Source organism: Sphingomonas sp. QA11, from assembly GCF_028473665.1.
GTDB lineage: Bacteria > Pseudomonadota > Alphaproteobacteria > Sphingomonadales > Sphingomonadaceae > Sphingomonas > Sphingomonas phytovorans.
In genome coordinates this window covers 4,174,883-4,187,603 of record NZ_CP098774.1, presented here as the reverse complement: position 1 = coordinate 4,187,603, position 12,721 = coordinate 4,174,883, and the positions used below count along the sequence as shown (strand labels likewise).

At 64.4% G+C, this 12,721-nt stretch carries 16 protein-coding genes and 1 tRNA gene; 12 read left to right on the top strand and 5 right to left on the bottom strand.

The genetic code is table 11. The features are described 5' to 3' along the window. Positions 1-42 precede the first annotated feature (42 nt). Positions 43-705, top strand: a complete 663-nt coding sequence (locus NDN01_RS19305; protein ID WP_272623390.1) for a glutathione S-transferase family protein — start codon at positions 43-45, stop codon at positions 703-705. 22 nt (positions 706-727) lie between these two features. Here NDN01_RS19305 and NDN01_RS19300 read toward each other — a convergent pair whose 3' ends face one another. Beyond that, positions 728-949, bottom strand: coding sequence for a hypothetical protein (locus NDN01_RS19300; RefSeq protein ID WP_272623388.1), 222 nt, complete (start codon positions 947-949; stop codon positions 728-730). A gap of 140 nt (positions 950-1,089) precedes the next feature. Between NDN01_RS19300 and dapF the strand changes: the two genes are divergently transcribed. From dapF to NDN01_RS19285, 3 genes are all read left to right on the top strand, one after another. Continuing rightward, positions 1,090-2,031, top strand: a complete 942-nt coding sequence (gene dapF / locus NDN01_RS19295; RefSeq protein ID WP_272623387.1) for a diaminopimelate epimerase — start codon at positions 1,090-1,092, stop codon at positions 2,029-2,031. Between the two features lie 113 nt (positions 2,032-2,144). Then, the gene (locus tag NDN01_RS19290) at positions 2,145-2,414 is read left to right on the top strand and encodes a hypothetical protein (RefSeq protein WP_272623385.1); all 270 of its coding nucleotides are present in this window, start codon (positions 2,145-2,147) and stop codon (positions 2,412-2,414) included. A gap of 108 nt (positions 2,415-2,522) precedes the next feature. Further along, a complete protein-coding gene (locus tag NDN01_RS19285) occupies positions 2,523-3,053 on the top strand; it encodes a glycine zipper 2TM domain-containing protein (RefSeq protein ID WP_272623383.1) in 531 nt (176 codons plus the stop codon). A 75-nt stretch (positions 3,054-3,128) separates the two neighbouring features. Here the strand turns inward: NDN01_RS19285 and NDN01_RS19280 are convergent, their stop codons facing one another. Beyond that, positions 3,129-3,437: a UBP-type zinc finger domain-containing protein gene (locus tag NDN01_RS19280; protein ID WP_272623382.1), complete on the bottom strand. Its 309-nt coding sequence runs from the start codon at positions 3,435-3,437 to the stop codon at positions 3,129-3,131. Between the two features lie 93 nt (positions 3,438-3,530). On the opposite strand from NDN01_RS19280, the gene NDN01_RS19275 reads away from it, so the two are divergent. The 4 genes from NDN01_RS19275 to NDN01_RS19260 all read left to right on the top strand — a co-directional run bounded on the left by NDN01_RS19275 (position 3,531) and on the right by NDN01_RS19260 (position 7,952). Continuing rightward, complete coding sequence (locus NDN01_RS19275) at positions 3,531-4,199, top strand: hypothetical protein (RefSeq protein ID WP_272623380.1); 669 nt, start codon at positions 3,531-3,533, stop codon at positions 4,197-4,199. A 144-nt stretch (positions 4,200-4,343) separates the two neighbouring features. Continuing rightward, positions 4,344-4,556, top strand: coding sequence for a cold-shock protein (locus tag NDN01_RS19270; RefSeq protein WP_272623378.1), 213 nt, complete (start codon positions 4,344-4,346; stop codon positions 4,554-4,556). A 680-nt stretch (positions 4,557-5,236) separates the two neighbouring features. Beyond that, positions 5,237-6,367: an OmpA family protein gene (locus NDN01_RS19265; RefSeq protein ID WP_272623376.1), complete on the top strand. Its 1,131-nt coding sequence runs from the start codon at positions 5,237-5,239 to the stop codon at positions 6,365-6,367. A 283-nt stretch (positions 6,368-6,650) separates the two neighbouring features. After that, positions 6,651-7,952: a UDP-glucose dehydrogenase family protein gene (locus NDN01_RS19260; RefSeq protein WP_272623375.1), complete on the top strand. Its 1,302-nt coding sequence runs from the start codon at positions 6,651-6,653 to the stop codon at positions 7,950-7,952. A gap of 39 nt (positions 7,953-7,991) precedes the next feature. Here NDN01_RS19260 and NDN01_RS19255 read toward each other — a convergent pair whose 3' ends face one another. Continuing rightward, a complete protein-coding gene (locus NDN01_RS19255; RefSeq protein WP_272623373.1) occupies positions 7,992-8,513 on the bottom strand; it encodes a DUF1993 domain-containing protein in 522 nt (173 codons plus the stop codon). Positions 8,514-8,585: 72 nt separating this feature from the next. Beyond that, positions 8,586-9,314, bottom strand: coding sequence for a CAF17-like 4Fe-4S cluster assembly/insertion protein YgfZ (ygfZ, locus tag NDN01_RS19250; RefSeq protein WP_272623372.1), 729 nt, complete (start codon positions 9,312-9,314; stop codon positions 8,586-8,588). A 50-nt stretch (positions 9,315-9,364) separates the two neighbouring features. On the opposite strand from ygfZ, the gene NDN01_RS19245 reads away from it, so the two are divergent. Next, complete coding sequence (locus tag NDN01_RS19245) at positions 9,365-10,693, top strand: dihydroorotase (RefSeq protein WP_272623370.1); 1,329 nt, start codon at positions 9,365-9,367, stop codon at positions 10,691-10,693. Between the two features lie 4 nt (positions 10,694-10,697). Next, positions 10,698-11,102: a BLUF domain-containing protein gene (locus NDN01_RS19240; RefSeq protein WP_272623368.1), complete on the top strand. Its 405-nt coding sequence runs from the start codon at positions 10,698-10,700 to the stop codon at positions 11,100-11,102. Positions 11,103-11,111: 9 nt separating this feature from the next. Here NDN01_RS19240 and NDN01_RS19235 read toward each other — a convergent pair whose 3' ends face one another. Beyond that, positions 11,112-11,933, bottom strand: coding sequence for a DUF1134 domain-containing protein (locus NDN01_RS19235; protein WP_272623366.1), 822 nt, complete (start codon positions 11,931-11,933; stop codon positions 11,112-11,114). 165 nt (positions 11,934-12,098) lie between these two features. Here NDN01_RS19235 and NDN01_RS19230 point away from each other — a divergent pair. Further along, positions 12,099-12,191 (top strand) — tRNA-Ser (locus NDN01_RS19230). A 217-nt stretch (positions 12,192-12,408) separates the two neighbouring features. Continuing rightward, positions 12,409-12,711 carry a hypothetical protein gene (locus NDN01_RS19225; protein ID WP_272623364.1) on the top strand — a complete coding sequence of 101 codons (303 nt, stop codon included), beginning with the start codon at positions 12,409-12,411 and terminating at the stop codon, positions 12,709-12,711. Positions 12,712-12,721: the final 10 nt, after the last annotated feature.

The following is a 12,721-nucleotide window of genomic DNA, read 5'->3' as shown; positions in this document are numbered from 1 at the left end:
TGCCGGCATTCGACAAACGGACCGAGAAAGAAAGAATATCCGATGATCGTCTATGGATCGAGCATGTCGCCGTTCGTGCGCAAGGTGCTCGCCTTCGGTACCGAGAAGGGAATCTCGCTCGAATTGTCGCCCGCCGGCATGGGCCGGGGCGGGCCGGCGTTCGAGGAATGCAGCCCGTTCGGCAAGATGCCGGGCTTTCGCGATCCCGGCGCTGACAATGGCAGCGATTTCTGCATTTCGGATTCGACCGCGATCATCACCTATCTGGACGCGAAATTCCCGGAGCCGAACCTGATCCCGGCCACGCCGATCGAGCGAGCGCGGACCATCTGGTTCGAGGAATTCACCGATACGATCCTGTTCGCGATGGCGGGCAAGGTGTTCTTCAATCGCTTCGTCTCGCCCAGGGTATTGAAGCAGCCGGGCGACGAGGCGGTGGCCGAGGCTGCGGTCACCACTGAATTGCCACCCCTGCTCGACTATCTGGAAGGGCAGATTCCGGCGAGCGGCTTCCTGGTCGAGGATCGTATCACCCTGGCCGACATCGCGGTGGCCAGCCCGTTCGTGAACCTCGCCCATGTCGGCTGCCCGATCGATCCGGCGCACTGGCCGAAAACGGCTGCCTATGTGCGTGCCATCCTGGCGCGGCCGAGCTTCGCGCCGATCGTTGCGGCGGAGCAGGCGTTCATCGCGCGGGTGGCATGACGGCTCTCACGGTTCTCCGCTGTCAGGCCGGCGTCTGGCGCGCCCACCAGCGCCGGGCAGCGACGATGGCCCAGATGCCCTCGACCAGCCCGAACGGCCACGCGCCCTGCAGGAAGCCATAGGCCGACCCGAGCAGGCAGAACAGGGCAAAGCCAAGGCCCCACCAGTGCGACCGCGCGTCGAACGCGTAGCAGACCAGCATTCCCGTGACGGCGAAAAGGCCGAAGGCAGTGAGCATATCCATGGCGATTGCCTTATCGCCAAGCCGGAATGGATGGAATCGTTTCGCTTGATCTTGTCGAGCCCTCGTTTCGGACCTTGCGGGGCGTTGGTCATTGGCGCTGATGGTGGAGCAGGCCGGTATTTTCGGCTAGGAGGCGACCCATGCGGTTCGACTTCATCAAATGCCACGGCTCGGGCAATGATTTTCCCCTGATCGATGCGCGCGACATCCTGCTTGACGATTCGGTCTGGGCGGGCGTGGCGCGTGCTCTGGCTGACCGGCGCGGGGCGGTCGGCGGCGACGGGTTGCTGCTGCTGACGCCGGGCGACAAGATCCACGCCTTCGGCATGCGGATGTTCAATTCGGATGGCAGCGAGGCGGAGACCTGCCTGAACGGCTTGCGGTGTGTCGCGCGGCTGGGGTTCGAACGACAGGGGATCGACCGGGCGCTGGTCCGCCTGAAGACGAGCGCCGCCGAGGCCGCGCGCGATGCCGATATCGCGCCGGGCGTGGTGACGATCCGCGAAACGGCCGGGCCGGCCGATCTCGATGTGACGCGCTGGCCGCTCGGCATCGACGCGCATGAGATCGTCCAGCAGCCGGTCGCGTTGCTGCCGACCGAACGCAGTTTCACCGCGGTGGCGATGCCCAACCCGCATCTGGTGACCTTCGTCGACACGGTCGACGAAGCTGAACTGGTCGCGGTGGGCGAGGTTTGCGAGGCGGCACCTGGCTGGCTGCCGAATCGCGCGAATGTCTCCTATGTCGAAGCGCGTCCCGGCGGGCTGTTCGTCCGCACGTTCGAGCGCGGTGTCGGCCTGACCGACAGCTGCGGCAGCGCGATGGCTGCCTCCACCTTCGCCGCCTGCCTGACCGGCCGCGCGGCATTCGGGGCTGAACTCACCGTGTTCAACCGCGGCGGGCTGGTCCGGGCGCAGGCGGAAAGCGACGGCATGGTCCGCCTGTCAGGCAACGCCACCTTCGAATGGGAAGGGTCGGTCGAGGTCGACTGGGAGCGCGGGCTTGCGGGCGACCTGACGGTTGCTCGGCATTTCGATGCCGAGATTGCGGCCTGGGCCGGGGTGGTCGAGGCGATCGGATAGCCTCTCCGATCGCGCGAACCTGTACCTAAGCCGACAACCATGTTCAGCAACCATGCTCGAACTGAGGCGTACTTCTCCTCATCGCCCAATGGATGGGCAAGAGAGGAGTTGTCATGAAAATCTCTATCATGCTCGCCGCCGCCGGCCTGGCCGTCGCGTCTATGGGCGTCAGCACGGCTGCCGTCGCGCAGAACCGGAACCATGATCGCGATGGCTATCGCGACGGGCATCGCGACCGCGGCGGATATCGGGATCGTCGCCACTACGATCGCGGCCGGCACAATGGCTATGACCGTCGCCACTATGGCCGCCGCCATTATGGCTGGAACCGCCATTGCCGGACGATCTGGCGCTATGGCCACCGCGTGCGCGTCTGTCGCTGACGGGTGCGGCGGCATTGTCGTCCCCTTATGACGCCGTTGGCGATTGCGTCCGCGCAACGTTCGGCGGCATCATTCGTTCTGCCTACGTAACGTCACCAGGAGAGTATCATGAGTCGCTTAACCAGGATCGCCGTCATTGCGGCCACGAGTTGCCTGGCAATTGCCACGCCGGGCCTCGCGCAGACGGCACAGGACGATTCCCGTTTCCAGCAGGCGCAACAGCGGTTCCAGAACGAACTGCGCGTCTTCCAGCAGGAATTCGACCGTTATCAGCAAGCGCGCAACTATCGTCGCGGCGGCGGTTATGATCGGGGTCCGGGTGGCCCCGACGGCTATTACAATGACGATCGGGACGAAGGCGGCTATGATCCGTCACGCTATTATCGCGGCGGGGCCAATTATCAGGAGCGCGTCCTGACCGCCGACGACCGTGTGTATCGCGGCACTGACGGACGCTATTATTGCAAGCGTAATGACGGCACGACCGGCCTGATCGTTGGCGCGATCGGCGGCGGCATCCTGGGGAATGTGATTGACGGCGGGCATTCGCGCGGCGTGGGCACGATCCTGGGCGCGATCGTCGGCGGCGTGGCCGGCAAGTCGATCGACCAGAACAACCAGCAGGTGAAGTGCCGCTGATCCGGCGCCTCTATTGTCCTGTCATGCTTAACCATAGCGGCGCGGAATCATTTCGATTCCGTGCCGCTACGGTTTTCAGACGAAACGGGGGATCGGTCGCGGATGAGGGGTCATCCGGTCCGACAGGTCGAAATCCACCTCGTCGACATAGCACCAGCCCCAGCCCTCGGGCGGGTCATAGCCTTCGATGACCGGATGGCCGGTCGCGTGGAAATGCGCGGTGGCATGCCGGTTGGGCGAATCGTCGCAGCAGCCGACATGGCCGCAGGTTCGGCACAGGCGCAGATGGACCCACCAGTCGCCCGTCTTCAGGCATTCCTCGCATCCGTCGGCGCTTGGCGTCACGTCGCGGATACCAGCCAGATGTGTGCATGACTCGCTCATCACGATAGCGTAGTGCAATCGCCGCCGCCGCCAACCCCCGTCCCGCCCGCTTTTTGCAGGAGTCCGGTGACGTCGCAGGACGAAAGAACAGCCATGGTTCCCCGGATATTGATCGATGCGGCCGAGATCCCCGGAGGCGACGTGCTGCGACTGTTCCGTCGCGGTGACGAATTCTCGATCATGCTCGGCGCCAACGAGTTGATGAACAGCCGCGTTTCAGGATCGGAAGAAGCGCTTGCCACCCTAGCCTGCGATCGCCTGGCCGGCAGGGCGGCGGCGCGCCTGCTGGTCGGCGGATTGGGCATGGGCTTCACGCTTCGCGCCGCGCTCGGCCGGCTCGGCGCGGATTCGGCGGTGACGGTGGCTGAACTGGTGCCGGCGGTCGTCGCCTGGGCGCGGGGGCCGATGGCGTCGATCTTCGGCGGATGCCTTGAGGATCCCCGGACGGTTGTCGTCGAGGAGGATGTCGCGGCGCAGATCGTCGGCGTGCGCGGCGGCTGGGATGCGATCCTGCTTGATGTCGACAATGGTCCGGACGGCCTGACGCGGCGCAGCAATGACCGGCTCTACAGCGCGGCCGGGCTCGGCGCAGCGCGCCTGGCGCTCAGCCCCGGGGGCCTGCTCGCCGTCTGGTCCGCCGCGCCCGACGCCCCTTTCGTGCGGCGGCTGGAAACGGCGGGATTTTCGGTGGAGGAGGTGGTCGTGAAGGCCAGGGGTGGACGCGGCGCACGCCACGTCATCTGGCTGGCGACCCGGCTCTGACGTCGGGGACTCCTCCGTTCGCCAAGGTTCACCCTGGACAGCCGTTATTGTCACGTCGGGGATAGTTGTTACTCATCCGAAACATAATTGACTTGGAAGGGGGGCGGCCCTGGCATAGGCTCGCGGACGAAGAGGAGAGAAGCCATGGCGACCGGAACGGTAAAATGGTTCAACGACGCGAAGGGTTTCGGCTTCCTGACCCCGGATGACGGCGGAGAGGATCTGTTCGTCCATTTCTCGGGCATCAACATGCCCGGTTTCAAGACGCTCGCCGAAGGGCAGCGCGTATCGTTCGAGGTGATCGAAGGGCCGAAGGGCAAGCAGGCTGCCAATATCCAGGCGGCCGGTTCCGAATGACGGTGGCCCGCCGGAATGACCCGGCATCGGGGCCGATCCAGCGATCTCACGATCTGCCAGTCCGACGATTCGTTCGCGCGAATCATGTGGGACATTACAGCCACTTCCGGAAAATCCGGCGCTCCATCGACACAGTAGCCGCGGTGGTCCCATAAATTTGTCCCACAACGGCTTCATTTTTCTCTTCGCATCTGCCGCATTACGTAGCGGTGCGTAGTTCAGAGTCGATTGTCGTTTGGTCGAACTTGTCGCCCTCGGATGCCTGCTGCGCAACGACGTTGCGAGAGCGAGCGCCAGGAGCGTCGACGGCTGCGAAACCATGCTCGAATCGTCGGATTGTACGGACCGTGCGGGGCCAACGATCTGCGCAATTGCGTGCTTTCCGATGGTAGATCGTGCGGACGGGGCCGGGGGACGCCGCTCCGCCTCACTCCCGGGTCTCCAGCCAGATTGGGATATCGCTGCGGTGCAGCGCGAACGGGTGGGGGCTCGTCATCACGCGCCGACGATCGCCGCGATCTTTGTCCAGGCGCCTGACGAGGGGCTGTTCAATGCTGCAAGAAGGAACCAAAGCTGTTGCGCTTGGGCAACAGGCCGCAGAATTTGTTCGCTTGCGCGGAAACCATCCTTTGGGTAGGGAGTTTGCGCTGTCCGAGTGACAACTGAGAAAGGGGATTTTTATGCGGAAGCTTGCCGTTGCTATGGCGCTTGCCTCCACCGCTCTCGCCTCACCTGCCCTGGCCCGCGACAATTCGTGGTATGTGGGTGTTGAAGGTGGTGCGCTGCTCGTCGAAGATTCGAATTTTGATATCGGCGCGCTTTCCGATGCTGCCAAGATCGACCACCACTACGGGTACGATGTTGACGGCGTGATCGGTTACGATTTCGGTGCGTTCCGGGTCGAAACCGAAGTCGGCTACAAGAACTCGACGGTCGATACCTATTCTTCGACCACGACCACACCGATCCGCAATCTCCAGAACGTGCCGATCAACGCTCCGGCTGGCACCTATAACTATGCTGGCGGTCGGACGACGGCACTCAGCTTCATGCTGAACGGCTTGCTCGATTTCGGTCCAGATGACGGCATCCAGGGCTTTATCGGCGGTGGTGTCGGTGTCGCCCGCGTGAAGACCAAGGTTGGCCTGAACACGCTCAGCAACTTCCTCGACGATTCGGACACCGTCTTCGCTTGGCAGGGCCTAGCCGGTATCCGCGCGCCGCTGACCAGCCATCTCGATGCGACGCTGAAGTATCGCTTCTTCAACGCCGCCAACCTCAAGCTGGTCGACGTTTCGGGTCGCGCGTTCGACGGTCGTTACCGGTCGCACAGCATCCTGGGCGGTCTGACCTACAACTTCGGCGAGCCGCCGGCACCGCCGCCGCCTCCGCCGCCTCCCCCGCCGCCGCCTCCCCCGCCGCCTCCGCCGGAGCCGGTTCCGGTCGTGGCACCCCCGGTCTGCTCGCCTGGGCCGTTCATCGTGTTCTTCGAATGGGATAAGTCGGACGTCACGCCGGACGCGTCGTCGATCCTCGACAACGCGATCACCCAGTACCAGAACTGCGGCAATGCGCAGGTCATGCTGGCCGGTCACGCCGACCGTTCGGGTTCGCCCAAGTACAATGTGGGCCTCTCGCAGCGTCGTGCTGACTCGGTGAAGGCTTACATGTCCGCGCACTCGATCCCTGAGGGTGTGATCTCGACGGAAGCGTTCGGCGAAAGCCGTCCGCGCGTCCAGACCGCCGACGGTGTTCGCGAGGTTCAGAACCGCCGCGTGGAAGTTACCTACGGACCTGGTTCGGGCAACTAAGTCCGGAGTTTGAGTTCGAAGAAACGAGGGGAGATCGGCGTCGCCGGTCTCCCTTTTCGTTTGTGCGAGCAGCATGACGACAGCAATCAATGGCCGATCCGACATTAATTCGCTTGATGTCGGCTGATTGCCGCTCGGCGCACTGGCGATGCGCCGACAATTTCTTTGGCCTGACCGTGTTTGTCCTGCCGTCTGCGCCGTCAGGGGTGGCAATCGCCCTTTGGTAGGCTAGAGGACGCGGGCCGGCAGCGGCGCCATCCACATATGAAACAGGGTACCAGGCATGCGGATAACGATGATCGGTTCGGGCTATGTTGGTCTGGTATCGGGCGCCTGCTTCTCGGATTTCGGCCACGACGTGATCTGCGTCGACAAGGACGCGAACAAGATCGCCGCGCTTGAGGCCGGCAAGATGCCGATCTTCGAGCCCGGGCTCGATACGCTGGTGGCGACCAATGTCGCCGCCGGCCGGCTGAGCTTCACCACAGATCTGAAGTCGGCCGTTTCCGGCGCCGACGCCGTGTTCATCGCTGTCGGCACGCCGTCGCGACGCGGCGATGGTCACGCCGACCTGACCTATGTGTTCGAGGCATCGCGCGAGATCGCAGCAGCGATCGACGGCCCGATCGTGATCGTCACCAAATCGACCGTACCCGTCGGCACCGGCGACAAGGTCGAGGAGATCATGAAGGAAGCGGCCGGCGACTATGAGATCGCTGTGGTCTCCAATCCCGAATTCCTGCGCGAAGGCGCAGCGATCGGCGATTTCAAGCGGCCCGACCGAATCGTCGTCGGCACCGAGGACGCGCGCGCGCAGCAGGTGATGCGTGACATCTATCGCCCGCTCTATCTCAACGAGAGCCCGATCCTGTTCACCGGCCGTCGTACGTCCGAACTGATCAAATATGCGGCGAACGCATTCCTCGCGACGAAGATCACTTTCATCAACGAGATCGCCGATCTGTGTGAGGCTGTCGGCGCGAACGTCCAGGACGTGTCGCGCGGCATCGGCCTCGACAACCGGATTGGTTCGAAATTCCTCCACGCCGGCCCGGGCTATGGCGGCTCGTGCTTCCCCAAGGATACGCTGGCACTGCTCAAGACGTCAGAGGATTACGAAACGCCGGTGCGCATCGTGGAGGCGGTGGTCCAGGTCAACGACAACCGCAAGCGCGCCATGGGCCGCAAGGTGATCAAGGCGCTGGGTGGCGAGGGTAAGGGGAAGACGGTCGCAATCCTCGGCCTGACCTTCAAGCCAAACACCGACGACATGCGCGACGCGCCGAGCCTGGCGATCGTGCAGAGCCTGCTCGATGCCGGCGCGACGGTTCGCGCGCATGATCCCGAAGGCATGGATATCGCAAAGGCGATGATGCCTTCCGTGACCTATTGCGGTGATGCCTATGAGGCAGCAGCAGGCGCCGACGCGGTCGTGATCGTGACTGAATGGGATATCTATCGCGCGCTCGACCTTGGCCGCCTGGCTACCACCATGAACGGCAAGGTGATGGTCGATCTGCGCAACGTCTATCGTCCGGCCGAGGTGGAGAGGGCCGGCTTCGCCTACAGCTCGATCGGGCGATAGTCTTTTCCCCCGTCCGGGGGGCCAATCACCGGCGCCGGATCATGCCTTTGTGCGCGGCCTGCCCATGAAATCGCGCTTGGCGAGGGGCACGCCCTTCCAGCGCAGGATGTCGTATGCCGTCGCGGTGTGAAAATAGAAATTGGGCTGCGAGAAGGAGAGCAGGAACTCCTCAGCGGCGAAGTCGATCTGGCGCTCGCCAGCAGAGAAGCGCATGTCGCGGCCGATAAAACCGTCGACCTCGACGGGGTCGATCGCGCGCAACGCAGCGATCGTTTCCGAAATCCGTGCGGTGAGCCCCGCAAAGTCTCCCGGTGGCGTCGACAGGTCGGGCGAGAAGCTGCCCCGGCGAACGCCTTCGATCGCACCGAGGGAATGCACCGCGGTCGATTTCACTTGATAGGCGAAAGGCAGCATATCCTCGGCGAGGCGCGCCTGGATGATGTCGTCGGGGGCGAGGCCCCGTTCGGTGCAAAAAGCTTCGGCCTTGCCGATCAGGCCAGCCAAGGCGCCGAGCATCTGTAGCTGGGAAGGAATGGTGGCGGCGTGAAGCGAAAAGGTCATCGGGTTCCTCTCTGGCAATCAGGCAACGGCAGCGCGAAATCTGCTTGCTCCAGTTTCCGCGCCGGGACTGGTTTATGAAAGCAGCGCCGTCCGCAACCAGGGCGGCGTGATCGCGTCACCCAGTGCCTCGATTCGCCGCAACTCTACCATCAACCCGAGATCGGGGTAGGCCGTCCGCGTGCGGTCGCCGGGTTCGGCGATCGGCGCGACCACCAGACGGCGATTGACCTTGGCGCGGTGATGCATCCGCGCGGTGTTCTCCTGGCCGACATAACAGCCCTTCGTGAAGCTCACGCCGTTCAACTCGCGGGCATTGGCTTCGAGCCACAGGGTCTTGTCCGATCCAAGCTCGGCAAGGCCCTCTGTAACACCGAGCGACAGGCGATGCGCTGTCCATCCGGTCGCGGCCTCGCCGGGCGCGCCGAGCCAGCGCCGGCCGAGTTCGGCAAGGCGTGGGTCGGCTATGCCGCGGTCGCCGTCGATCGACCAGTGCACCGCACCGGCAACGCGCTCGATCGTGATCGGGCGGCGCAGGCGATAGATCATCAGGCGCCGGGCGAGCGCGTCGGCGGCCTCGGCCTCGCAATCGACCAGGACTGAGTCGTCGTCGGCCCAGAGCAGAAAATCGAACAGCGCCTTGCCTTGCGCCGTCAGCAGGGCCGACCAGCGCGGCGCCGATGCTTCAAGCGTCGCGACGTCCTGAGTCACCAAGCCTTGCAGGAAGCTGCGGACATCCTCGCCGGCGATACGGATCAGCGCGCGATCGGCGAGCATTGTGGCATGCGGGGTGGTTTCGCTCATGGCGAACAGGTAGGAGGTCCGCCGGGCAAGCGGAAGAGCCGGAGAAGATCGTGACAGCGACATATGACCTGAAGCTGACGGGCGGGACCGTCCACACCCCAGCCGGCCCAGTGCGCGCCGATATCGGGGTACTGGGTGGCCGGATCGTCGCCATCGGCGCGGCAGGCGATGCCGGTGAGACGATCGACTGTACCGGGCTCGATATCCTGCCCGGGGTAATCGATACCCAGGTCCATTTTCGCGAGCCGGGGCTGGTCCACAAGGAGGATCTCGAAAGCGGCAGTCGTGCGGCGGTGCTCGGCGGCGTGACCGCGGTGTTCGAGATGCCGAATACGAAGCCCAACACCGACAGCGCGGAGGCGATCCAGGACAAGCTCACCCGCGCGCACCATCGCATGTGGTGCGACCATGCCTTCTATGTCGGCGCGACCAACCACAATGCGGCTGCGCTGGCCGAGCTTGAGCGCCTGCCGGGCACTGCCGGGGTCAAGATCTTCATGGGCGCCTCGACTGGGGACCTGCTCGTCGCCGAAGATTCTTCGCTGGCCGAAGTGCTCGCCTCGGGCCATCGCCGCGTCGCGATTCATGCCGAGGACGAGGCGCGGATGAACGCGCGCGCCGACGAACGCGTTCCGGGCGACCCTTCTTCCCACCCGGTGTGGCGCGACGACGAGAGCGCGCTGCTCGCGACGAAGCGTATCCTGAAGCTGGCGCGCGACAGTGGCCGCCGTATCCATGTGCTGCATGTGACCACACCGGCTGAGCTCGAACTGCTCGGCCGGCACAAGGACATCGCCACCTGCGAGGTGACGCCGCAGCATCTCACCCTGGCCGGCGAGGAGGCCTATCCCCGGCTCGGCACCCTCGCGCAGATGAACCCGCCGATCCGGTCGGGCACGCATCGCGACGGGCTGTGGCACTGGCTGCAACAGGGAGTGCCCGATATCCTCGGATCGGATCATGCGCCGCATACGCTGGAGGAAAAGGGCAAGCCCTATCCCGATAGCCCCAGTGGCATGCCCGGCGTGCAGACGATGCTGCCACTGATGCTCAACCATGTCGCCGAAGGGCGCACGACGCTCGCCCGGGTGATTGACCTGACCAGCGCCGGGCCGCAGCGCGTGTTCGGCATCGTCGGCAAGGGCCGGATCGCGATCGGCTATGATGCCGATTTCAGCATCGTCGACCTGAAGGCGCGCTGGACCATTGAGGAGAGCTGGCTCGCCTCGCGCAGCGGCTGGTCCCCTTTCACCGGCATGACGCTGACCGGCCGGCCGATCGGCACGGTCGTGCGCGGCCAACGAGTGATGTGGGACGGTACGCTGGCGAGCGCGGCGCGAGGCGAACCGATTCGCTTCGAGGCGGTGGAATTCGGCTGACCGGATGGATCAGTCGCTGCTGTATGTCAGCACGCGTTGCCATGGCGCCGATGACGGCGCGATGCACGTGCAGGACATCGTCGCCATTTCCCGGCCGCGCAACGCCTCGCTCGACGTGACGGGCGCGCTCGTCGCGACGCCGGGCAGCTTTGCGCAGATCCTCGAAGGCCCCGAGGCGCATCTGGCTCAGTTGATGGCCAGCATCCAGCGCGACCAGCGCCACCGCGACATCAGGCTGGTTGATCTCGGCGGCCGGGCCAGGCGGGATTTTGCCGGCTGGTCGCTAGCCTATAGCGGTGAATCGTCGCGAGTTTCCCGCGCGATCGGCCTGTTGATGGAGGACACGAGCTTCGATTTCTCGAAGCACGTGAACCGCCTCTATTTCATGATGCGCAATTTCGCGCAGTGACAGCAGCGCTCAGAAGGGCAGCCATTTCGATTTGTGGCTGAACTTCATGTAACCGACGTTCACGCCCTGCCGCCAGCCGACCCCGAGGCGGATCGGGATCACCACGATATTGCCACGGCGAAGATAAGTCGCGGCGAAACCGCCGACGAAATAGAGCCGGCCTTCGCCCGCCGGGAAACGCCGGAACAGTTCCTCCGAATCGTGGAGATTGTAGACCAGCACGAATACCTTGTTCGCGTCGCCGCCCAGATCGAAGCCGACTGACGGCCCGGTCCAGTAGATCGGCATCTGCCCCTCGATCTTATGGAACATCGTGCCGCTGCCGTACCGCAACCCGACGACCAGCGCACCGGAGGCTTCGCGGCCGGAGATATAGGCGTTGGGCTCGCCCTGTTCCTTCAGAGTCCGCTCCAGGATGCCAGCGAGGCCCGATGCGCCCTTGCCGAAGGTGCCTTCCGCGGCGCTGAGCAGTTCCTCGCGCCTGAATGTCGAGCCTTGCGCCGCGTCGGCATTGGCTTCGGTCAGCGCGGTACCACCCTGGGCCGGGGGCACGGGCTGGTAGCCGGGGGCGGGCGTGTTGGGGTTGCTCGGGTCATAGGGCGGATATTGCTGCGATCCCGATTCGACCGGTGTGTCATTGTACCGTGGCTGGGTGTCGGGCGACACCGCCGTGTTCCGCTCCGGCGCGGGCGGCGGCGGAGTCTGGCGGCGCTGCAAGTCGCTGTCGATGGCCTCATTGGGATCGATTGTACGCACCTGGGCAATCGAGGGCGCGGGACCGACGCCGATGGCGGTCGCCACCAGCAACAGAATCAGAAGGGTCTTGCGCATCCGTAATACTCCCCCAGCGCGCTTAATGGATCGGTGTTGCCCGTCTGCGGCTTGCCCCACAATGAACCGCGCGACGACCCGAGTCGAATTCGGGCTGGACGACATGCGAGAGGCCGGTTGATCGCAGCCAAACCCCTCGCTATAGCCGCCCTTCGCCGCCAGGCCGGAGACGTGGGTGAGTGGCTGAAACCAGCGGTTTGCTAAACCGCCGTACGGGGTTTACTCGTACCGAGGGTTCGAATCCCTCCGTCTCCGCCAGATTTCGATCTTTAGCGAACCTCCTCGAACCGGGGAGGGCAGGAAGAACCGCAGAAATCTGCTGCTGATTACGTATTTGCGGATCGCTTGAATTCGCGCACACCTCTGTCCGGCCTTTTTCACGTGCTTCGCGGTTCATGGCCGGCGCTTGGATCAAAGCCGGATAGCTGCTAACTAACGCTCAATGCGCGCAGTGTGGACCCTTCTTGTACTCTGCATGATGACAATGTCGCTCTTTGCGGCATCGATGGTGCACGCCAATGAAGACCTTGCGTGCATGGACTCGAGCTCGACCCAGATTCTGGGCCATGTCGACGGCGATGGCGACCAGGTGCCGGCGGACAGCGACAACGGCTATCCCCACCATCATGGCGCCTGCCACGGCCACCAGGTGGCCCCGCAATCCGACAATGACGGGCCGGTCGTGAGCCTCGCGTCCCAGGCTCTTCCATCTCCGGGCAAGAGCTATCTCCTGCCTGCGGCAACCGTCGACCCCGCGCTGCGCCCTCCACAAGCCTGACTGCCAAACG

Coding starts and splice junctions, on each gene's coding strand:
- NDN01_RS19305 (WP_272623390.1), top strand. CDS start 43: ATGATCGTCTATGGATCGAGCATGTCGCCGTTCGTGCGCAAGGTGCTC.
- NDN01_RS19300 (WP_272623388.1), bottom strand. CDS start 949: ATGGATATGCTCACTGCCTTCGGCCTTTTCGCCGTCACGGGAATGCTG.
- dapF (WP_272623387.1), top strand. CDS start 1,090: ATGCGGTTCGACTTCATCAAATGCCACGGCTCGGGCAATGATTTTCCC.
- NDN01_RS19290 (WP_272623385.1), top strand. CDS start 2,145: ATGAAAATCTCTATCATGCTCGCCGCCGCCGGCCTGGCCGTCGCGTCT.
- NDN01_RS19285 (WP_272623383.1), top strand. CDS start 2,523: ATGAGTCGCTTAACCAGGATCGCCGTCATTGCGGCCACGAGTTGCCTG.
- NDN01_RS19280 (WP_272623382.1), bottom strand. CDS start 3,437: ATGAGCGAGTCATGCACACATCTGGCTGGTATCCGCGACGTGACGCCA.
- NDN01_RS19275 (WP_272623380.1), top strand. CDS start 3,531: ATGGTTCCCCGGATATTGATCGATGCGGCCGAGATCCCCGGAGGCGAC.
- NDN01_RS19270 (WP_272623378.1), top strand. CDS start 4,344: ATGGCGACCGGAACGGTAAAATGGTTCAACGACGCGAAGGGTTTCGGC.
- NDN01_RS19265 (WP_272623376.1), top strand. CDS start 5,237: ATGCGGAAGCTTGCCGTTGCTATGGCGCTTGCCTCCACCGCTCTCGCC.
- NDN01_RS19260 (WP_272623375.1), top strand. CDS start 6,651: ATGCGGATAACGATGATCGGTTCGGGCTATGTTGGTCTGGTATCGGGC.
- NDN01_RS19255 (WP_272623373.1), bottom strand. CDS start 8,513: ATGACCTTTTCGCTTCACGCCGCCACCATTCCTTCCCAGCTACAGATG.
- ygfZ (WP_272623372.1), bottom strand. CDS start 9,314: ATGAGCGAAACCACCCCGCATGCCACAATGCTCGCCGATCGCGCGCTG.
- NDN01_RS19240 (WP_272623368.1), top strand. CDS start 10,698: ATGGATCAGTCGCTGCTGTATGTCAGCACGCGTTGCCATGGCGCCGAT.
- NDN01_RS19235 (WP_272623366.1), bottom strand. CDS start 11,933: ATGCGCAAGACCCTTCTGATTCTGTTGCTGGTGGCGACCGCCATCGGC.
- NDN01_RS19225 (WP_272623364.1), top strand. CDS start 12,409: ATGATGACAATGTCGCTCTTTGCGGCATCGATGGTGCACGCCAATGAA.